This is a genomic window from Shewanella inventionis (assembly GCF_014641855.1).
Classification (GTDB): domain Bacteria; phylum Pseudomonadota; class Gammaproteobacteria; order Enterobacterales; family Shewanellaceae; genus Shewanella; species Shewanella inventionis.
In genome coordinates this window covers 1-19,460 of record NZ_BMII01000049.1, presented here as the reverse complement: position 1 = coordinate 19,460, position 19,460 = coordinate 1, and the positions used below count along the sequence as shown (strand labels likewise).

Here is a 19,460-nt window from a genome sequence, read left to right as displayed (position 1 = left end):
AAATCGTCTTCAGTCAGAGACAAGCTTTAAGAAAGGAGTAAGAGCAAAACAAATGAAAGCCAATCGCAACACCGATTACCTTGAAAAGGTTATTTTTGGCAAGTGAAATTTCATGCTCTTACCCTGGGTGGATCTGTTCCATATACAGAATAATATATTAGAAATTTCGCGTATAAGAAATTGAAAAATCATTTAACGTATTTGATGCTTCTATAGGTACAGGTGTCATCGGTAGGCTAGTGTTTTTCATTTTTCCATCGAATCCATAGGAGTATGCAAAATCTAGAGTAGAGTATTTGCTAAAGTTATAAGCAAAGCCTGCTGTTAAGTGTTTTGTTGGTAATGCTGGGATAGTTGGTGCAAGTGTTTTGTTATTCAATCCCGTTGTTGCAGTTCTATATCCGGCTCTAAATTCCCAATCTTGATAATGATAATTTGTTCCTACTGACCATATTGATATATCTGAATAATTTTGAGGTAGTAAAATCCCTAATTGCCCCATTTCTGATGAATAGGTGATATCGATATCTTTCATTGCATTTTCCCAAAATACTCTTGAGAAGTCTGATGTAATCATCCAATCAGGTGAAATTTTATGGCTTATGCCTATTGTAATATTAGCGGGTAATTTAAAATCTTTAACGCGTACGTCACCATTTACAGGAACTTGTCCAGCAACAGCATCAACAACAGTTAACGTAGCATCACCTGTCATATCTTTCATATACCCTTCGGTACTGTATGACATACCTAAGGTTGTATTTTTTTGGATTTTATACGTTAATCCCATTTTAGCAGTAACACCCCATGAGCTTATGCCGTTACTAACAGGCTTGTTTTCTGTAAACCCTATATGGGCACCTCTTAAATCAGGAAATTCTCCTAATGTAGGCAACATTGACCCACTTACTCTGCCATCTTGAATTAATGAGCCTAGTTGATCTGCGCCTAATAATAAATTAAGATTTAATCCTTGCCATGTGGCATCAATACTTGCCCCTATAGTCAATTTTTCATTGAACTGATAGCTTATGGCAAAAGGGATATTTAAAACAAAAAGGCGGCTGGATACGTCTAAATTTGTATCTAAGCCACCAGTAGCTTGTGATAAAAATGAAGAGTTGCCATATTCAGTACCGATACCACCTTGGCCAAAAACACCAATACCTACTGTATATTTTCCTGTGCGGTAAGTGATAGCAAGCTGAGGAATGGAATAAGGACCTCTATTCTGAGAATTGGAAAGAGAAGAAGCTTTTTCGCCAGTAGATAAATTTCGGGTATAAATATCAGTAACGATAATGTCTACACCTATCAAAAACTGTGTACCCTCTTTCATTAAAGATAATGTTGCAGGGTTAGACATCATGCCTGCTGGTCCAACATCATAGGCCGTGGCTGTCCCACCCATTGCTTTAGATATTGATCCAAAGCCTTCTAATCTAAATACATCGGTTGCATGAGCACAAGTTACTATTGTAGAACTTAAGATTAACAAGGATATTTTATTTTTTATTAATTTCATTTGCTTTCCCTTCTGTTTATTTGTTTATTATTTGTATTTAAAAATTTTTCTAAAAATATAATACGGTCATTTCCCCACCACATATATTCATCAACCATCATTGTTGGTACACCAAAAATATGTTTGTTAATGGCGTTTTCTGTCGATTTTTGATACTCTTTTGATGCTTCATCTGATTCTATGAAGTTTAAGAAATCATTAATATTCCACCCTAAACCATTACAAACCTCATCAAAAACCAACTGACTATCGGGTGCATTCCCTTTACCCCAAGTCAAAAAAAAGGCAAACTTTACATATTTTGCTTGTTCACTCTCATCATCACTATAAAACATACCTTTATTTAATTTTTCTGTATTAAAATTAGGGATGAATTTTAATGGGATATTATAAAGTGAAGCCCATCGGTCAATATCTTGCTTCAAATAAGATAATTTGACTGGCATATCTCGATTAGTAGGACCTATATTACCAATAGCTTTTTTAGCTTTGTCTAAATCTATTGGGTGATAAATGATTTTATTCCCTGTTTCTTCAGCTAATTCTACAAGCTTGAAACTAGCTAGATAAGAAAATGGGCTTAAAAAATCAAAAAAGAAATTAATATTCAAATTTAGAGCTCCAAAAATTATAATGTATCATTAAATATGTATTACTTTTGATCTGGTCTCATTCCTAAACCTATACCGCCGTCACTTAAAATAACAGCACCCGTCATATATTTACCGTCTTCTCTTGAAGCTAACAATGCGAAAATCCCAGCATGATCTTCAGGTTTAGATGCAAATTTTAATGGTGTCATTGCACCAATCATCTCTTCAATTCCATCTGATGTTTCAAGGTTAGCATCTTCAAGACCAAGACTGCTGGGGCCCGAAAGTGGTGTTAATGTTCCCCCAGCAGCAACACCATTTACACGAATATCTGGAGCGGATTCCCATGCCAATGCTCTTATAAAACCTAATACTGCATGTTTAGAAGCAACATATAACGGACCACCACCGCCTAAAGAATAACTAGACGAAGACGCAGTAAATATCATTGAACCTTTTGATTCTTTAAGTGCGGCTAACGAAGCCTTAGCACCAAGAACATATCCTAATAAATTGATATCAAACAATTCACGATAGCCTGATTCTAATAATTTAGCATCAGTTGTATTTACAGCTGACATATAATCCCATATTCCGGCATTACCGATAAAACAATCTAATTTTCCAAATTTATTAACGGTTGATTCTACCAGTTTTTCATTGTCACTATAATTTCTAACATCACCAATAGTTACTATCACTTTATCGCCAAAAGTTTCATTTAACATTTCAGCATCTTTTTCAGTTCTAACTAAAAGCCCCAACTTTGCCCCTTCATTGATAAAGCGTTTTGCAACAGCTAAACCAATACCTGATGATGCACCTGTGATAATTGCAACTTGATCTTGTAATTTCATCATATATCTCACTCTTTATATTATTAAATTATTACTTTATAATATTTTGTAATAAATGCCTTAAAAGATTAAACACTCTTACTTTTTAGTTAACAATCCATACTACTATTTCATAATTAAACTTTTAAAATGAATAGCACATGATAATTTAATATCTAAATAGCTAACTAAATACTCCATATTAGTAATATGGAGTATTTTTAATGGGTATATTTTATAGGTACATAAGCATGTTATGGCCAGAGACACTACGCTCCGGATAATGAATATAACGAGATTTCAGCTGGAGTTGACCATCTCTATTTCGTGTCAAAATATCATTACGACTATAAATAAATTGATCAAGTTGATAAGCTCGTCGTCCTCTAGATATTAAGCAAACTGATCTAACATGGATATCTGAAGAGTTATCGTCTTGAGCTAATTCAATATTACTAACAATTCTAGAATAAATTTCTAACGGACTGCTACGCCAGTTTTGTGGATCTAAATCATGCTCAACACGAATACCTAATTGACGATGATCATCATTAAAAAGATATACCGTATCGGGTTGATTATAACGGCGTTCTCTGGTTGATCGTAATTCTTTACTCGCAACAATATATCTAATATCTTGACTTAATATTTCACTATGCCAAGTTTTGTACATTCTTGCATCTAACAACCTTGATTCACGATACAAAAACGCAGCAACTTCATTATTCAATTTTTCTGAAAAATTGGTTTTCTTCACTAACTCATCAAAAGCAATATCATTTTCAAACACTAATGGATCGTTATTTTTTGTTATATCAGTCATATTATATTACCCCTTACTTATTTAGTTTTTGCGTTGGTTAAAATATCAGCCCAAGTACTACTTTTATCTTCTATTTCATGCCAACTATTAGAGTTGACAATAGCACCATAAGCACGGTAATAGCCGCGATAACTTGTTTCACCAATTGCAGATTCACCAACCACTCCAGGATATTCACCATTATAAACATCATTACCTATGCCCATTTGAGCATTAAGTTGTTTGTTTTTTGTTTGAAAACCTTTGGTCATATAGGTTTCTGATTCCATATTATCATTGTCATCACTTTCCCAATAACCCGCAACACCAAAAGTACGTTGCACTGATATTGCAATCCGCTGCTTAAGTTCTTCAGGCATATCTTTTTCTACCATTGCCCAGGTATATACTTCAGTAGTATCTTTATCGATAGGCTGCCATGTTTTAAATACACCTGAACCAGTTAAAAAGCTATTGTTTGGGAAAATAGTGGTATTTAGGTGTGAGCGATATATTCTTGCACGTACGACACCTATTTTTTCTGCTAATTGTTGTTCTTTTGTACAGGCCCATTGCATCATGTCATCAATTAGTGAGCTATCATGAATACCTGCATAAGCATCCCATAATACACCTAATCCAGACCCATATTTAGTTGTAACCTGAAGACCTAAACCTTCAGTAGGAGGTGTACTGTTACTTGCTAATGGTGTAAATACAGATTGACCTGTACGTAATGCTGAGGCATGAGTCCAACCTACGTGGTAAGCATCGCCTACAAAGTTTTCTGATGGGCATTTCCAGTTAGCTCTAATCAAGCAACGCGCTGGTGGCCCAATTAACTCAAGACCACCAGAGTGTTCGAAGTATGGTTCTAAATACCATTTTAAGTCACCAAAGTATTCATCTAACGATGGCGCATCTTCATCAAAACAACCATAAATAAAGCCATGGAAGCTTTGTACTTTAGCTACTTCATGTAATGAATTTTTGCACTTGTCAAGTAAACCGCCATAGACTTCCTTATCAAAAGGTACAGCTTGTAATTCGCCTGTATTACCATACCCCCAACCATGATATGAGCAAACAAATCCTTTAGCATTACCAGCTTCATTTGGGCAAAGTTGTGCTCCACGATGTCGGCAAACATTTAAAAAAGCTTTGATGTCACCATTTTCTTGGCGACTCACAATAACCTCATCCGTACCCATTTTGGTAACAATATAGTCACCATGGTTTGGGATAATAGATTCATGTGTTAAAAATAGCCATGAACGGCCAAATACATTTTCAAGCTCTTTTTCAAAAATTTTTTGATCACCATGTATTTTATGTAATTGCGTACCATGGTTAACATCGATTAAATTACTGTCTTGATCTTTCATAGTAAGTTTCCTTTTTTTATTTATAATTATTAAAGATTATGCTTTTGTTTTCATTTCTAGATAGCCACAACCGCAAACCCATTCTGGGACAGCTTCATATGCTATTTCTTCACCTTTCCAACCATCTAGAATCCCCATAGCACATATAAAGTTCTTTATTTCTAATCCGCCATTACCGCCATCACGCAAAACATCTTCATCTTTCATCGCGATTAAATCTTCAACCTTTCCTTGGGTTATTAAATTGATAATATTGCGATCCCATGCTTCATTAACATGACCCATTTTTGCCATGCCTGGCCAATGACTAATACCACCAGTACCATATACTGCGATGCGCTCATTTCCAGTCCAAGTTTCAACTGCTGCTTTAATTGACAAACCTATTTCATAAGCGCGCTGACTATTGATAAAAGGTTCAACACCTGAATTTATATAAATGGGGATTATACGGAGCCCTTTTACTGGTTTTACTGCATATTCAACAGGAATAGCAATAGAATGATCTACCGTTAAAATTTTAGACGCTGCCCAATCAACTTGATGCGTATGTCCGTAGTCCAGAATGTGCTTAGCAAGCGAGGTATTATTAGGGATTTTTTCACATTTGATTCCTAACCATTCTTCTTTAGGACCTTCAACATCACCAATACCGATCATTGCTTGCGGTACGCAATAAGGTCCATTCACGGTATAATGATCATCACCAATTATAATTACAGTATCGATATCTTGCTCTTTGACTTTTTCTACTATTTCTTTATAAGCATTCATGCATGAATCACGTTTTTCAGCAGGAGGGGCATCAGGCATTGCTGCTATTAAAGGGTCATGAGGCATTAAAAAGCCACTGATAATCTTAGACATAAAAAACTCCTAATTATTGTTGTTAATGTTATTAAGACGTTGCATGTATTCTGGTATGCCTTGAGGACCATTAATGGCTTGCCATGTCATGAACATTAGCATTTGATCTACACCTAAAGTCACCATAGCTTCAATATTCATCTTTGATAAAATGCTTAATTCATCTGGTGTTAAAGAATAGTTTTCTAATATCTCATCTGGATCATTTCTATAAAGTGCACTTTTCTCATTGGAATCCTGTAAATCCCACAATACTCGCTCAATAGTATAAATAGACATATTAACTCCTTATTTTTTAGAAAGGCTTTGATGTAACTCAGCCCAAGCTTTACCTGATTTATATGCGCCATCTAAGTATTCTTCAGGCGTAAAAATATAAGGAGGACGACATGGTCCTGCTTTCATCCAACCGGCAGCATTCATTCTATGCTTCTCTAAATTAATATTGTAAGTTGAGAATTCTTTAAATGAACCATTAGGAAATAATGTTGCGTAAGTACGAGCAATTTGTCCTGAAATTTTCTGAGCTTCGTCCCATTTTCCTGTTTCCGCTGCTTTTTTCACTTCATCTCGCAATTTTAAAACTGGTGCTGGTCCACAAACTGCGCCACTTGTCCAAAATGCGGTACAAAATTCAGGAGCAATACGAGCAGCAGCATAAAAATCGACATCAAGAGGAAGAAATCTAATTTTTCTTTGGCTTAAATTCATATCAGGAACAAGTGAACCTATGCCAAGATATTTAGCAGTAATTACTTGTGGTATTTCTGCTACTTGCGCCCAAAACTGACGTGGAAAATCAAATTTAAAGGCTTCATTATTTGCATAAATACAAATCGCCATGTCAGGACAAGCTTCTGCAACATCTTTATAAAATTGAACCGCAGTTGGTACATCACATAATTGCCACATTGGCAAACCTAGCATTGTACCATCACAACCAATTTCACTTGCTTTTCTCGTTAACTCAATAGTGTCTCGCGTATTTAATCCTGTTGTGCCACAAAAATAAGGTACACGGCCATTAACGGTTTTAACGATAGTTTCCATGAAGACGATTTTTTCATTGTAAGTTAATGTAGCACCTTCGCCAAACGTCCCTGTACTAATAATAGCGTTAACACCTGATGCAATAAGTTCTTCTACTACGCGTGCAGTTTCTTCTAAATCTACCGTATCTTGCATGCGCCAGTCTGAAGCCCCATCTTTTGCGGGTGTTGGCATAATAGCCCAAAGTCCATGTACATCATCAACGGTCATTAACTTCTTTTTACTTGAATTTGTCATTATTATCTCTTTATATAATATGTTGTTAGTGTGCTTTATTCATCCATAATTAAATTGGATAATCTTGAGCTATAGGTTCAATTGTGATCCATTTTAATTCTGTGAATTCATCGATAACCGCTCGTCCATCAAATCGTCCCCAACCGCTATCTTTAGTTCCACCATAAGGTGCTTGTGCATCATTTTGTACCGTAGAACCGTTTACATGGCAGTGACCAGCTTTTATATTTTTTGCCATTTGTAATGCTCTATTCACATCTTTGCCAAATACAGCAGCAGATAAACCATATGGTGTATCATTTGCGACACGTAAGGCATCGTTAGCATCTTTAACTCTAACAATACAAATTAATGGTCCAAATGATTCTTCGTGATAAATTTCCATGTTGGAGGTAACATGATCAAGAATCGTTGCTTTCATTACTGTGCCATCAGTTTTGCCTCCAGTGATTAATTTAGCTCCTTTAGATAAAGCATCATCAATATAACCATTTAACCTTTCAGCAGACCCCTTTGTAACCAAAGGCCCCACAACGCATTCATTACCATCGCATGGATTTCCAGCAGGAAGATTATTAGCAAGCTTTGCAAAAATCCCCGAAAATTCATCTGCCACCGATTCATCTACTATGATTCGGCCTGTAGTCATACATATTTGCCCTTGATATAGGAACGATCCAAAAGTTGCAGCTTTTGCTGCTTCTTTTAAATCTGCATCATCAAGAATAACTTGAGGGCTTTTACCACCTAGCTCTAATAAGCAGCGTTTCAAATGATAACCAGCTTTTTGAGCAATAAAGCGCCCAACACGTGTAGAGCCTGTGAAGTTGATTCTGCGTACATTTTTATGTTCGATTAAGGAATTAACAATGCTTTCACCATCTTCAGGTTTATTTGATAATAAATTTAAAACACCCGCCGGTAAACCTGCTTCAATAACCGCTTCAACAACCAAACTATGAGTTTTGGGACTAATTTCTGATGCTTTAAACACTACGCTGTTTCCACAAACAATAGGGTAAGCAATCGCGCGAGCTGCAAGCACAATAGGACCATTCCACGGCGCAATACTTAAAATAACTCCAACAGGTTCACGTATTGTCATAGAAAGTGTGCCTGGTTTATCAGAAGGAATTGTTTCACCTTGAATTTGAGTAGCTAGGCAAGCCGCTTCACGAAAAACATTAGCAGCCAGCATTACATTAAAACCTGCCCATAAACTTGATGAACCAACTTCTTTAGCCATTGCATCAATGAATTCTGCTGTTTTACTTTCTAATATATCTGCTGCTTTTAGTAAAATATTACGACGTTCAGATGGGCCTGTTTGCGACCAAGATTCGAATGCTTTCTGTGCAACTTCTGCTGCATGATTTGCATCTTTGACACTTGCAGCAGCAGATGATGTAACTACCTCACCAATTGTTTCGTTATAACGATCAAATGTTTCTTTGTTTTCACTATCAACAAATTCATTATTAATAATTAATTTAGTTTGCATTACTTTCCCCTAATTTATTTTATTATTCGATCATAGATATATATATAAAGCCATCATCGCCAACTTTAGTTGGGTATGCTTTAATATCTTCAGTTAATGGACTAGTACAAGCTTTACCACTTCTAACATCAAACTCTCCTTGATGAAGTGGACATTCAATTCGGTGACCATCAAGAAAACCATCGCATAATTTAGCGTTACCATGAGTACAAATGTTATCGGTAGCAAAAAACTCTCCTTCAACATTATAAACAGCTAAGTTATAGCCATTAACATCCACTCCAATAACGTCATCTTCTGGGATTTTATTAGCTTCTACAGCTTTAATATAATTTTCTTCTGTCATACTTATTTTCGCTCCACACGTCTAATAAAGATTTCTATTTTTTACTGTTTATTTTCACATCAACTATTGTTACTTAGCTCAATACAATAAAATTTATTCATACCGAGCTTTTTTACAATAATAAAAATTTATTTAATTTTTAACGATATATCACCAAGTTTTTCTATTGAACCATCTATTTTGTCACCAGAAACAACTGGGCCGACACCTTCAGGTGTACCTGTATATATAAGATCTCCAGGCTGTAAATGATAAAACTTAGATAAATGAGCAATCACTTCATTAACATTCCATATTAATTTAGTTAGTTCAGAGTTTTGGTGTATTTCACCGTTCACAGAAAGCTGTATATTACCCGTATCAATAACACCACATTCAGTTTTAGGTACTATAGGAGAAATAATAGCTGATTCTTCAAAATCTTTACCTAAATCCCAAGGTCTATTAGTTTCTCTTGCTTTTAACTGCAGATCACGACGCGTCATATCTAAGCCACAAGCATAGCCAAATATATAATCTTCAGCATCAGATTCAGGTATCTCAAAACCCGTTTTTCCTATTGCTACAACTAATTCCATTTCATAATGGTAATTACTTGTTTGCGGCGGATATTCTACAGTTGAACCTGATGGCACAATAGCACTTGGATGTTTTGTAAAGTAAAAAGGAACATTTTTCGCTTTATCCACACTTACACCCATTTCGGCTGCATGAGCGTGATAATTTCTGCCTACACAAAAAATTCGGTGTACAGGAAATAATGTTTCACTATTTGCTATTTCTGTTAATACTGGCGGTTTAGCTGGAAATAATAATTTATCAGTCATAATATTCTCTTAATTAAAATATACCTAAATAACCATGTAGTGGTGATTCATCGGCGGTTAACATAAAAATCGGTTTGTCTGTTGGATTTGTAAACTCAATATCTACATATCCTGGAGCTGAAAATGTATCTTTTTCTGAAAATGAGACAGCTTTAGTATCAGCGTTCATTAATCCTGCCCCTTCAATTACATGAAAGATGCATGGAGTCGTTCTTTTAGGTAAAGTGACACTTTGCCCACTTTTGATCATCAGCGCACCGAAACCGATGCTAGGAAATAAACTATTACCATTTTCAGGATTAACATAGCTTACTTGTACTGATGACTCATCATAATCCTGAGCCATTTCTAGTAAACAAGATTTTGTTTTCTTCCATGGGTAACGCAACATGGGGGTTTTATTCTCTGTACGTGTAAAGCCAAGGCTAGGTACAATGCCAGCAGCACTATAATCTGAATAAGATTTATCTCGTTTTTTACTCACTTTTTGTAAACCGCTCTCGATAGCCCATGACCCTTCTAAGCTATAAATTAACGGTAAATCAAGAATATCCAGCCATACAATAGGATCTTTCCCTTCATGGTGATGCTCATGCCACATCCCCGACGGTGTTAAAATCAAATCACCACGTTCCATCTTACAAGGCTCGCCATTTACCGTGGTGTATGCACCTTCGCCTTCAACAATAATTCTAACTGCATTAGGCGTATGTCGATGATTAGGAGCTGTTTCACCTGGTAAAATTAATTGCATTCCCATATAAATACTAGGCGTCGCTTGCATATTATTCAGACCATGTCCTGGGTTTGCAAGTACAAGCACCCTTCTTTCTGCTTTTTCTATAGGTGTTAAATCACCTGCTTCAATAAGCAATGGTCTAATATCATTATATCGCCAAGTCATAGTTTCAGTATTTCGTGTTGGAACTTTATGCGGTAAAACTGCACGCATATTCGGCCACAACGGTACTAAATTATTAGCTTCTAGTTCTTCTTTATATTTTTTCGGAAGGTCTTCTAGTGTTCCTAAAGTTTTCACAATCATTCCTCGTATATTAATTTTATAGGGTCTTAGGCCATATAATCAGGCTGTTTTTCTGGGGCTGCACGTTTGAATGCGGCTTGTTCTATACAGTGATTATAAATAGCCATAGCATGTGAATATTTACTCAAATCACACCCCATACGTAATGCATTAGCTACTTGAGGAATTAAGCAACAATCAGCTAAACTGGCTGTTGTCCCATAGCAAAAAAAGTCAGATGTTCCATACTTCTCCAGCCAAGTTTCAATGGCATCGAATCCTTCACTGATCCAGTGGTTATACCAAGATTTTTTATCTTGCTCAGTGAGCTTGAACTCTTTTTGCAAATATTTTAATATTCTTAAGTTATTCACTGGATGTATATCTGCAGCAATAATATTACAGAACTCTAGAACTCTGGCTTTACTCAAGCTATCACTGGGAAGTAAGCTACCATTAGCATGGTGATCATTAATATAGGCTAATATAGCCATTGACTGAGTTAAACTTCCTATATTTTCATCAATTAGAATCGGCACACCTTTGCTGGGATTTAATTGAATGTGTGTTGCAGAGCTTTGCTCTCCAATACGAATATTCACACCATGATATTCATATTTAATATTAGCTAGCTCTAGTGCTACTCTTACCCGGTACGACGTAGAACTATTAAAAAAACTATATAAAGTAGTCATTTTTTACCTTTATTTATATTGGATATATCATTGAATTGAGAATCATCTCATTATCAAAAATACAGCGTCTTGATTCTATTAATAGCTTGCCATCTACTCTAACTAGTCGATCGATATATCGTCCTACGTTATAAACTTCAGCAATGCCATCTTGCTTAGTTCTGAAAACCGCATACCTAGCTTCAGATTCGATGTGATTTTCAGTCACCTTTAAAATTCTAGGTGTAGATACAACGTGTGTTTGATAATAGTGTTCATGGTAAATCGTTTCAGTAATACCGTATATCCGGTCTTTCAGCATACCTTTACTTGATAATGCTAAAGCCGATAATGGGAAATTATTATCAAAATTATCACGCGATTGAATTTTATAGACACAATCTTCTACAAAAAAATCTATCCATTTATCCCACTGTTCTGAATCAATAGACATAGCATAATCTTGATAAAAATCTTGTACTTGCTGGTATAATTCAAAATCAATCATAATTAACCCTCCATCTTTTTAGACCAATAATCATACATACCACGTATTAACGTTTCTGATACCATATGGTCTGTATGCTTATCAATTTCAATTCCACCCATCTTAATGATAGCTACAGAATCATCAGGTTTTTGTTGGCACCCTTCTTGTACAAATTGAATCGCTTCACCGTCATCCGCAGATACAAAACCAGCAGGACCAAATAAGTTAGCTTGTATTAATCTGCGCTCGGTCATTTCTTCACTATCATCTTCAAAACCAAAATGTGTCCATACAAAATCAAATGAGCCTTTACCATTAGGTTGTATATGCCGGGTAGATAAACTATTTACTTGCTGCTGAATAATTACACTTGGGAATAAAGTCAACATAACGGCTGTTGGACCATTCCACCAATCTTCATATTTGACATCTAAGAATCTCTTATCATTGAGTTCCATATTTCCTTTAAAGCTTGAAACATTTGTAGTTTGATCATCTTTACCACCAGCACCTCTTGTAGTTATCATTGCTGCATGGCGGAAATGTTTATCCATTTTTAATTCTGATTCGTTATCTGATCTCCATAAACCAAAAGTAACAAACCATGTATGCAATAATCCTGGATGGTAGGGGTCTTTAATATTTTCTAACATCAACTTCCAGTTCCCTGGAATTCTTTGTTTGTTGTAGCCAAGAACTTTTAATGGACGGCCACTAAATACACGATCATAATAGCCGAGTAGTTCTTCCCCTATATAATCTTCTAAAGACTCAATATCATGGTTAAAACTAGCAAATACAGCACCACCTCTAATAGCTACCTTTAATTTTGTTAATCCATGTGCTGATTTTTTAAATGTTTTTGGCATGCCACCTTGCACTTTACCATCTTTCTTCATCCCTCTTAATAAAGGAACACCCTCAAGGTTTCCTTTTAAGTCATAGCTCCATTGATGATATGGGCAGATAAAATCTTTGATTTTGCCATGTTTTTCACGACAAAATTTCATCCCCTTATGGGCGCAAACATTTTCAACAACATTTATGCTGCCTTCGTCATCTCTGACCATTACAACGGATCTTTCACCCACTAACGTATTTTTAAAATCACCTGGATTTTGAACTTCGACTTCAAGCCCTACATAACACCAATGGTCATTATAAAATAATCGCTCCAATTCTTTTTTATAGACACTTTCGTCGGTATAAGCCCAAAAAGGAATTTCTGATAATTTACGATTTTCTAGCTTGGTATCTATTTTCATTATATTTTCCTTAGTTATATACTAGAATCAAAGAATGCATCTGAATAAACTCTCGTAGGATCAGCGCCAAGATCTTTAACTAGAGCTGATGCCGCATCTACCATAGGAGGGCTACCACCAAGATATACGCGAAAGCCTGCTAAATTTTTGTGAGTTTTTGCTACAGCATCTGTAACATATCCACTTAAATATGAGCTATTTTCATCGGCACATTCAACGACCACATGATATGTAAAGTTTGGATATTCTTTTTGTAATGCTTTAAGCTCATCTACGTAATAAATATCTTGCTCGTATTTAACACCAAAAAACAATTCTACTGATTTTAAATTATTTGCCTCTAACGCTCCTCTAGCTACAGAAACCATAGGAGCCAAACCTGTACCACCACCAATACAAATAATTGGATCATCATTTTTTAAACGAACATAAGATGCCCCTAAAGGACCGGTTATGCGGAGTTTTTCATTATTTTCAGCAATGGCATCAAGCTTTGAAGTAACGCGTCCATCAGGAATAATACGTATATGAAATTCAAGCTCTGAATCTTTTGCTGTTGTTGCCATTGAGTAAGAACGAGGGGATTCATTACCAAATTGTATTTGTACATATTGTCCACCAGTAAAATCGACTGGCTTGTTAGGTTTTACACGAAGTACACGTACATCATCAGTTACTTTGGTATAATTCGTTATTGTACCTTTACGTTTAACCGCCACATGCTGGACGATTTCATCAGGCTCTGGAATTTCAATAGTTATATTTTCTTGTGACAATATTGATGTACAAGCAAGAATATTGCCGTCATCGGAGAGTAAGTTATTTTCTACAATACCTTCTCTCTTTAAAACCTCACCATCGACTAAGGTACATTGGCAAGTGCTACACCGTCCAGACATGCAGCTATACGAGATTGGTATATTATTTTCTAGTAATACATCTAATAAATTACTACCTTCTTCAGCTTTTAGTGTCTTACCAATAGTTTTTACATATACTTCCATAACAGTCCTATTTTTATAATCTATTTCATTCTTAAGAAAAGCGTGTTTAATATTTACTTCCATAATCTACTTAAATATCTAAATGATTTCAATTAATGTAATTCAAATATTAGATGAATTACATTCATATTGACGTGGTTTAATTGATTCACCTACCCAGGGTGGGATCACGCATTTCAGATAAATAACACGGTATAATAAAGAAATTTTGAACTTTATTGATATAAAATGATCAGATCAGTATCAAAAACCAACCTAAGTTATTTATCATGTCATTATTTCAAGATATTGAAAGTATTGAAGATCACCGAGTAGACGCGAATAAAGATTATGAATTAGCGGATATTATTTTCTTAACCGTAGCCGCTGTGCTTTGTGGAGCAAATGGTTGGAAAGCCATTAAAATATTTGGGGAAGCTCAACTTGACTGGCTAAGAGAATACCGAGATTTTAGCCACGGTATTCCCACAAGACACTCTATTGGACGTATTATTAGAGGGATAAAGGCAGAAAGCCTCGTTTCAAGCTTTATTAATTTTTCAAATGCAGTGCGAGAAAAAGACGGTAAAGAGCATATTAGCTTTGATGGTAAAGTGGTTCGTGGCTCCAAGCATACAGAGAAAGATGCTTTGCAATTAATGACGGCAATGGTGGTAGAAAATGGTCTTATTATTTACCAAAAAGAAACGGCAACTAAAAAACCAACGAAATACCTGTCATGCAATCAATGTTAGCCAGTATGAATATTGAAAATGCTGTGATTACCGCAGATGCCATGCATTGCCAAACTGAAACTAGCCAGTTGGTACGCGAAGGCAAAGGCGACTACGTGCTACAAGTAAAAAATAACCAGGGTAAGTTACTTAAAGACTCAAGTTTCGGGGTTCACTTTTAGCCAATAAAAGTGAATTATCCCTCATTCTAAGGCTTCTTGCCGCAAAGTAAAATTATCCATTTGCATGACTTGCGTAAAAAAATCGACAACCGTCTGTTCAATTTTCTTTAATACGTCACCTTTTTCAACCGTTGTTAAACTGGCCATTTCATTTAATGCACCCGCAATTAATGCTTTGAATAATCCCCATAATTTACTGGCAAAGTTCAGACAACTTAAACTTTCTTCAAAACCATTTCTTACGTCACTAAGTCTCGCCGAGCCGTCCTCTTGTTTAGCAAACAACAGCAAACAAAACCTTAACCCCGTTAGATGTATTGAAGCGATATAAGCACTGTAATGGCGGCTTTGCTCTTTTAAAAAACCAAGCTTTTGTTTCGCTTCTTTGAAATAAACTTCAATTCCCCAACGCAGTGCATAGACCTCAAGTATTTTTTCATCAATAAGTTGACTATCTGTCGTTAAGAATAGCGCCCAATCATGTTTACTTGCCTGTTGTTTTTCCTCATTTACTGAGCGAACAAACAATAATTTTACCTTAACCCATTGCGCAGGCTCTTTATCCGAGCTGGTGAGATTTAACTCAACAACAATAGATTTACTTTGATAGGGCACATGATTAAGCGTTTGCCCCCCCCCCTTGACGTGCGCTTTATATAACGCTTTCGCGCAGAGTAACTTGACCTCACCATCAATCACTAAGCGGTACTTCATCTTGTTTTTTTTCATTCTGACAATGGCAACAAGTGAGTGTTCAATAGTCATGCTAAGAATTTGTTTAGTCGCAAACCATGCATCGGCTAAAAAGTAATCCGCATTAATACCGCCGCGAATAGCGCGCGCTATCATGTCACAAACCATTTCTGGCTTGGTTTGTTGCTTTGATTTCTGGTAGCGTTTTGCTGCAATACTGCGACCATCATCAAACCGATAATCTAACGCTTGCTCCTTAACCTGACTGATGAATATTTCATTATCAATGGGCACAAATTGTTCATCATTCGCGACACCGAGCGTTACTATTTGCTGCCCCATCACGCAACGAGCTGTTAAGTGGTCAAAGTGACTCGATACGCCGGGCATCTTTTTACCAGATCTTGTTTTTACGGTGTCATCAATAACAAAGGCACTGAGTCGGCTTTTACTGTTAGCCTTAAGGACTTTTTTAGCGGTCAATAATTGTAGCTTTCGCCAATCTACATCTTCACGGTTAAGTAAGTCATATAACGCATCTTTTTTTGCCGCGGAAAAACTTAATAAAGCATCCCTTGAAAACATGGCTACAGAGTCTACTTTAAGCCAAACCCAGAGCATTAAAAGGTAGGTGATATCACCTACTGGCGTACCTGATCGCTTAGAAAACTTAGCTTGGCGTAACATGATGTTAAAACCAATGCTTTTCCATGTTGAGCTAAAGGTGTTATCTATTTTAAGGTTTGTTTGGCTCAATAAGTCAGCGGTTAATGATTGTAAGTTCAAGGTCTTTGTGGCAGAATTCATTCGATGTCTCTTGTGGTTTTTTACGTTGTCTAGTTAACAAGTATTTTACCACAATGAGGCATCAACTTCTTTTAAATCATTAGGTTATTGTTATTTCCTCGTCTATTTTGAACCCCGAAACTTGAGTAATAACAACATCTATTACAATGATTTAATTTAAAAATAAATTGTTAATACTGTCAATAAAAGGAGTACACCTAATGAAACTGTATTACAGCCCTGGAGCATGTTCATTATCTACCCATATCGTGTTGTGTGAGACTGAGCTAACATATGATCTTGTTCGTGTAGATCTCAATACAAAATCACTAGAGAATAAACAAGATTTTTACAAAATAAATCCCTTTGGCTATGTGCCTGCCCTTGAACTTAAAAATGGTAAAATTCTATTAGAAGGCCCTGCCATTATTCAATACCTTGCTGATCAAGTACCTGAAAAACAACTAGCGCCTGTTAATGGAACATTTGAGCGTTATCAACTACAGCAACAACTAAATTTAATTTCAACTGAATTACATAAGGGGCTGGGAGGATTATTTAATCCTGCATTTTCATCTGATACCCAAGAAATATTTAAAAACAATTTTTCTCGTCGTTTAGATGTCCTTGCTCCTAAATTGTCTGATGATAGTTACCTTTTAGGTGAGCAATTTAGTGTAGCCGATGCGTATTTATTTACGGTATTAAGTTGGTGTCCAATGGTTGGTTTTGACCTTGCTAAATGGCCAGAATTAGTAACATATCAGCAAAAAATAGCAAGACGTCCTTCAGTTCAAAAAGCACTAAAAGAAGAAGGCTTACTCGATTAATTGTTTTAAAGTAGCCCAAAGCTTGAAAACACAAATACTAGACAGTTTCGGCTAGACTTTGCCCAGTCGACGCTATTCAGCACGGGGGCTTTCGCTACGCTCTGTTAAAAAATAGCAGAAACAAATGAGTATAAGCTGTACCACACTTTGTTTGAATACTTAGGAACAGAGTATAATAAAATTTTTATGGAGTTATTTTAGTGATTAGAATTGTAACATTAGGCCCTAAAAACACATATTCTGATGTGGCAACTCAAATTTATTGCTCCTTACAAGAACATCAATATAATATCGTATACGCTAGATCTATTACAAATGTTTTAGATATGATGGATAATAATCAGGCTGAATTAGCTGTTTTACCAATAGAAAATTTGTCTGAAGGCTATATTTCGGTGGTATTAGATCATTTTATAAAAAGTAAGCTATATATTAAAAAAGAAATTTTATTACCTATTAAATTTTCCTTAATAAGTAATAAAAAAAATCCTGTAGACATAAAGAAACTTTTTGTACAATTTGTAGCTAAAGGGCAGTGCTCTAAATTTATTGATAGCATGGATGCTAAAATTGAGTTAGTTCTTACAGAAAGCAATATTGAATCATTAAATCTTTTTTTAAAAAACAGAGGAAATAGTGCCGCAATTGTACCTACTTACGCTATTAATGATGATGAATTCAATTTAAAAATCAATAATATCAATGACTTTAAAAATAACCAAACGAGATTTTTAGTTCTAACTAAAGAAAATAATATCGATATTATTAGCCCTGATATAGATTATAAAACAACAATTATCGTTATTGATGATAATGATTACCCCGGTTTTTTAGGAAATATTTTATCATCTTTTTCAAAAAGAAAAATAAATCTAACGTCTATAAACTCAAGACCCACAAAAGGTGATTTTGGAAAATACTACTTTTTGATTGATTTAGATGGCCATATGATGGAAGAAAATATTAAAGCTGCAATAAATGAAATTAATAGCAAGCATAATATGAAAAATTTGGGGTCATATATAAAAGCAAAACTACACAAGTGAGACATAAATGTATTTTTCTTCCCTGCTTATGCTTATGGCCAATGGAGATACTTGATTTTTGAGTGAAAAAGAACCAAGCTATCGCTAATAAATATTCAACTGCCTGCAACCTTACTAGTCTGCCTATTATTCGCATCTTTTTCTGTAATTGGGTATTAGCCAGTGTGATATTAGCATTTCAATTTTTCATTAGGCTACACACTGTTTCTTAATGGTTAGAAGAATCTGATGAAACCTTGTTTGCCTCGCTCCGAGAAAGAAAGTCGTACACTTGCGCCAGAGGCGAGAAAAAGATAGCATTTTATGCGCTGATGAATTTAAAATATTATATCAAGCTTACATAAGACAATGATTTACTTACAAACGGTTAGGTGTAGCTTCTGGCGTACAAATGGTTGATATGTTTACACATTCAAAAATCAATATAGACCATAGCCGATTAAGGGCTTCGATGGATATATTTCAAGGCGTGACAACTAAGTATTTAGAAACTCAAGTTTCGGGATTCACTTTTATCCAATAAAAGTGAACTCTACCTCACTCTATCCCTTCTTGACGTAAGGTAAAACTATCCATTTGCATGACTTGCGTAAAAAAATCAATCACCGTTTGCTCAATTTTCTCTAGTACATCAGATTTATCAACCCTTGTTAAATTGTAACTATTCACCCACGAGCTATTGACGTCGGTTTACACTAAGAACACCGGCGTCTGATAATCCTCTTTGAGCATATGATGCTCGACGATTTCACGTAGCCACTTATAAGCTGAGATTTTCTGAAGT

At 35.6% G+C, this 19,460-nt stretch carries 21 protein-coding genes; 4 read left to right on the top strand and 17 right to left on the bottom strand.

The window, feature by feature from the left end:
- Window positions 1–157 precede the first annotated feature (157 nt).
- From IEW93_RS20020 to IEW93_RS19945, 16 genes are all read right to left on the bottom strand, one after another.
- Complete coding sequence (locus IEW93_RS20020; RefSeq protein WP_188740998.1) at window positions 158–1,525, bottom strand: OmpP1/FadL family transporter; 1,368 nt, start codon at window positions 1,523–1,525, stop codon at window positions 158–160.
- A complete protein-coding gene (locus IEW93_RS20015) occupies window positions 1,522–2,136 on the bottom strand; it encodes a 2-hydroxychromene-2-carboxylate isomerase (protein WP_188740997.1) in 615 nt (204 codons plus the stop codon). Before IEW93_RS20015 ends, IEW93_RS20020 begins: the two co-directional genes overlap by 4 nt.
- A gap of 41 nt (window positions 2,137–2,177) precedes the next feature.
- Window positions 2,178–2,978, bottom strand: a complete 801-nt coding sequence (gene hcaB, locus IEW93_RS20010) for a 3-(cis-5,6-dihydroxycyclohexa-1,3-dien-1-yl)propanoate dehydrogenase (RefSeq protein ID WP_229706724.1) — start codon at window positions 2,976–2,978, stop codon at window positions 2,178–2,180.
- Window positions 2,979–3,189: 211 nt separating this feature from the next.
- On the bottom strand, window positions 3,190–3,777 hold the full coding sequence (locus IEW93_RS20005; protein ID WP_188740996.1) for an aromatic-ring-hydroxylating dioxygenase subunit beta: 588 nt from the start codon (window positions 3,775–3,777) through the stop codon (window positions 3,190–3,192).
- Between the two features lie 17 nt (window positions 3,778–3,794).
- The gene (locus IEW93_RS20000; RefSeq protein ID WP_188740995.1) at window positions 3,795–5,141 is read right to left on the bottom strand and encodes an aromatic ring-hydroxylating dioxygenase subunit alpha; all 1,347 of its coding nucleotides are present in this window, start codon (window positions 5,139–5,141) and stop codon (window positions 3,795–3,797) included.
- A 36-nt stretch (window positions 5,142–5,177) separates the two neighbouring features.
- The gene (locus IEW93_RS19995; protein WP_188740994.1) at window positions 5,178–6,008 is read right to left on the bottom strand and encodes a DODA-type extradiol aromatic ring-opening family dioxygenase; all 831 of its coding nucleotides are present in this window, start codon (window positions 6,006–6,008) and stop codon (window positions 5,178–5,180) included.
- A 9-nt stretch (window positions 6,009–6,017) separates the two neighbouring features.
- Window positions 6,018–6,287, bottom strand: coding sequence for a hypothetical protein (locus tag IEW93_RS19990; protein ID WP_188740993.1), 270 nt, complete (start codon window positions 6,285–6,287; stop codon window positions 6,018–6,020).
- A gap of 9 nt (window positions 6,288–6,296) precedes the next feature.
- The gene (locus IEW93_RS19985; protein WP_188740992.1) at window positions 6,297–7,295 is read right to left on the bottom strand and encodes a dihydrodipicolinate synthase family protein; all 999 of its coding nucleotides are present in this window, start codon (window positions 7,293–7,295) and stop codon (window positions 6,297–6,299) included.
- Window positions 7,296–7,344: 49 nt separating this feature from the next.
- A complete protein-coding gene (locus IEW93_RS19980; RefSeq protein ID WP_188740991.1) occupies window positions 7,345–8,796 on the bottom strand; it encodes an aldehyde dehydrogenase in 1,452 nt (483 codons plus the stop codon).
- A 22-nt stretch (window positions 8,797–8,818) separates the two neighbouring features.
- Entirely contained in the window at window positions 8,819–9,142 is a 324-nt protein-coding gene (locus IEW93_RS19975) for a non-heme iron oxygenase ferredoxin subunit (protein WP_188740990.1), read from the bottom strand.
- 128 nt (window positions 9,143–9,270) lie between these two features.
- A complete protein-coding gene (locus IEW93_RS19970) occupies window positions 9,271–9,969 on the bottom strand; it encodes a fumarylacetoacetate hydrolase family protein (protein ID WP_188740989.1) in 699 nt (232 codons plus the stop codon).
- 13 nt (window positions 9,970–9,982) lie between these two features.
- The gene (locus IEW93_RS19965) at window positions 9,983–11,008 is read right to left on the bottom strand and encodes a cupin domain-containing protein (protein ID WP_188740988.1); all 1,026 of its coding nucleotides are present in this window, start codon (window positions 11,006–11,008) and stop codon (window positions 9,983–9,985) included.
- Between the two features lie 32 nt (window positions 11,009–11,040).
- Window positions 11,041–11,688 carry a maleylacetoacetate isomerase gene (gene maiA, locus IEW93_RS19960; protein WP_188740987.1) on the bottom strand — a complete coding sequence of 216 codons (648 nt, stop codon included), beginning with the start codon at window positions 11,686–11,688 and terminating at the stop codon, window positions 11,041–11,043.
- 13 nt (window positions 11,689–11,701) lie between these two features.
- The gene (locus IEW93_RS19955; RefSeq protein ID WP_188740986.1) at window positions 11,702–12,175 is read right to left on the bottom strand and encodes an aromatic-ring-hydroxylating dioxygenase subunit beta; all 474 of its coding nucleotides are present in this window, start codon (window positions 12,173–12,175) and stop codon (window positions 11,702–11,704) included.
- A 2-nt stretch (window positions 12,176–12,177) separates the two neighbouring features.
- Window positions 12,178–13,422 (bottom strand): aromatic ring-hydroxylating dioxygenase subunit alpha, encoded by a 1,245-nt coding sequence (locus IEW93_RS19950; RefSeq protein ID WP_188740985.1) that lies wholly within the window; start codon window positions 13,420–13,422, stop codon window positions 12,178–12,180.
- Window positions 13,423–13,436: 14 nt separating this feature from the next.
- The gene (locus IEW93_RS19945) at window positions 13,437–14,489 is read right to left on the bottom strand and encodes a 2Fe-2S iron-sulfur cluster-binding protein (RefSeq protein WP_188740984.1); all 1,053 of its coding nucleotides are present in this window, start codon (window positions 14,487–14,489) and stop codon (window positions 13,437–13,439) included.
- A gap of 206 nt (window positions 14,490–14,695) precedes the next feature.
- Here IEW93_RS19945 and IEW93_RS19940 point away from each other — a divergent pair, with 206 nt between their 5' ends.
- Window positions 14,696–15,160 (top strand): ISAs1 family transposase, encoded by a 465-nt coding sequence (locus tag IEW93_RS19940; protein WP_188740983.1) that lies wholly within the window; start codon window positions 14,696–14,698, stop codon window positions 15,158–15,160.
- Window positions 15,145–15,321, top strand: coding sequence for a transposase (locus tag IEW93_RS19935; RefSeq protein WP_188740982.1), 177 nt, complete (start codon window positions 15,145–15,147; stop codon window positions 15,319–15,321). Before IEW93_RS19940 ends, IEW93_RS19935 begins: the two co-directional genes overlap by 16 nt.
- Window positions 15,322–15,342: 21 nt before the next feature.
- On the opposite strand, the gene IEW93_RS19930 is transcribed toward IEW93_RS19935, so the two are convergent.
- Complete coding sequence (locus tag IEW93_RS19930) at window positions 15,343–16,821, bottom strand: IS4 family transposase (protein ID WP_188740981.1); 1,479 nt, start codon at window positions 16,819–16,821, stop codon at window positions 15,343–15,345.
- A 200-nt stretch (window positions 16,822–17,021) separates the two neighbouring features.
- Here IEW93_RS19930 and gstA point away from each other — a divergent pair, with 200 nt between their 5' ends.
- On the top strand, window positions 17,022–17,630 hold the full coding sequence (gene gstA, locus IEW93_RS19925) for a glutathione transferase GstA (RefSeq protein ID WP_013785981.1): 609 nt from the start codon (window positions 17,022–17,024) through the stop codon (window positions 17,628–17,630).
- Between the two features lie 200 nt (window positions 17,631–17,830).
- Window positions 17,831–18,676: a prephenate dehydratase gene (locus IEW93_RS19920; protein WP_188740980.1), complete on the top strand. Its 846-nt coding sequence runs from the start codon at window positions 17,831–17,833 to the stop codon at window positions 18,674–18,676.
- The last annotated feature ends 784 nt before the right edge of the window (window positions 18,677–19,460 follow it).

What these genes read in the sequence shown, in the direction of transcription:
- IEW93_RS20020 (WP_188740998.1), bottom strand. Translation starts at nt 1,525, where the DNA reads ATGAAATTAATAAAAAATAAAATATCCTTGTTAATCTTAAGTTCTACA.
- hcaB (WP_229706724.1), bottom strand. Translation starts at nt 2,978, where the DNA reads ATGATGAAATTACAAGATCAAGTTGCAATTATCACAGGTGCATCATCA.
- IEW93_RS20005 (WP_188740996.1), bottom strand. Translation starts at nt 3,777, where the DNA reads ATGACTGATATAACAAAAAATAACGATCCATTAGTGTTTGAAAATGAT.
- IEW93_RS20000 (WP_188740995.1), bottom strand. Translation starts at nt 5,141, where the DNA reads ATGAAAGATCAAGACAGTAATTTAATCGATGTTAACCATGGTACGCAA.
- IEW93_RS19995 (WP_188740994.1), bottom strand. Translation starts at nt 6,008, where the DNA reads ATGTCTAAGATTATCAGTGGCTTTTTAATGCCTCATGACCCTTTAATA.
- IEW93_RS19990 (WP_188740993.1), bottom strand. Translation starts at nt 6,287, where the DNA reads ATGTCTATTTATACTATTGAGCGAGTATTGTGGGATTTACAGGATTCC.
- IEW93_RS19985 (WP_188740992.1), bottom strand. Translation starts at nt 7,295, where the DNA reads ATGACAAATTCAAGTAAAAAGAAGTTAATGACCGTTGATGATGTACAT.
- IEW93_RS19980 (WP_188740991.1), bottom strand. Translation starts at nt 8,796, where the DNA reads ATGCAAACTAAATTAATTATTAATAATGAATTTGTTGATAGTGAAAAC.
- IEW93_RS19975 (WP_188740990.1), bottom strand. Translation starts at nt 9,142, where the DNA reads ATGACAGAAGAAAATTATATTAAAGCTGTAGAAGCTAATAAAATCCCA.
- IEW93_RS19970 (WP_188740989.1), bottom strand. Translation starts at nt 9,969, where the DNA reads ATGACTGATAAATTATTATTTCCAGCTAAACCGCCAGTATTAACAGAA.
- maiA (WP_188740987.1), bottom strand. Translation starts at nt 11,688, where the DNA reads ATGACTACTTTATATAGTTTTTTTAATAGTTCTACGTCGTACCGGGTA.
- IEW93_RS19955 (WP_188740986.1), bottom strand. Translation starts at nt 12,175, where the DNA reads ATGATTGATTTTGAATTATACCAGCAAGTACAAGATTTTTATCAAGAT.
- IEW93_RS19950 (WP_188740985.1), bottom strand. Translation starts at nt 13,422, where the DNA reads ATGAAAATAGATACCAAGCTAGAAAATCGTAAATTATCAGAAATTCCT.
- IEW93_RS19945 (WP_188740984.1), bottom strand. Translation starts at nt 14,489, where the DNA reads ATGGAAGTAAATATTAAACACGCTTTTCTTAAGAATGAAATAGATTAT.
- IEW93_RS19940 (WP_188740983.1), top strand. Translation starts at nt 14,696, where the DNA reads ATGTCATTATTTCAAGATATTGAAAGTATTGAAGATCACCGAGTAGAC.
- IEW93_RS19935 (WP_188740982.1), top strand. Translation starts at nt 15,145, where the DNA reads ATGCAATCAATGTTAGCCAGTATGAATATTGAAAATGCTGTGATTACC.
- IEW93_RS19930 (WP_188740981.1), bottom strand. Translation starts at nt 16,821, where the DNA reads ATGAATTCTGCCACAAAGACCTTGAACTTACAATCATTAACCGCTGAC.
- gstA (WP_013785981.1), top strand. Translation starts at nt 17,022, where the DNA reads ATGAAACTGTATTACAGCCCTGGAGCATGTTCATTATCTACCCATATC.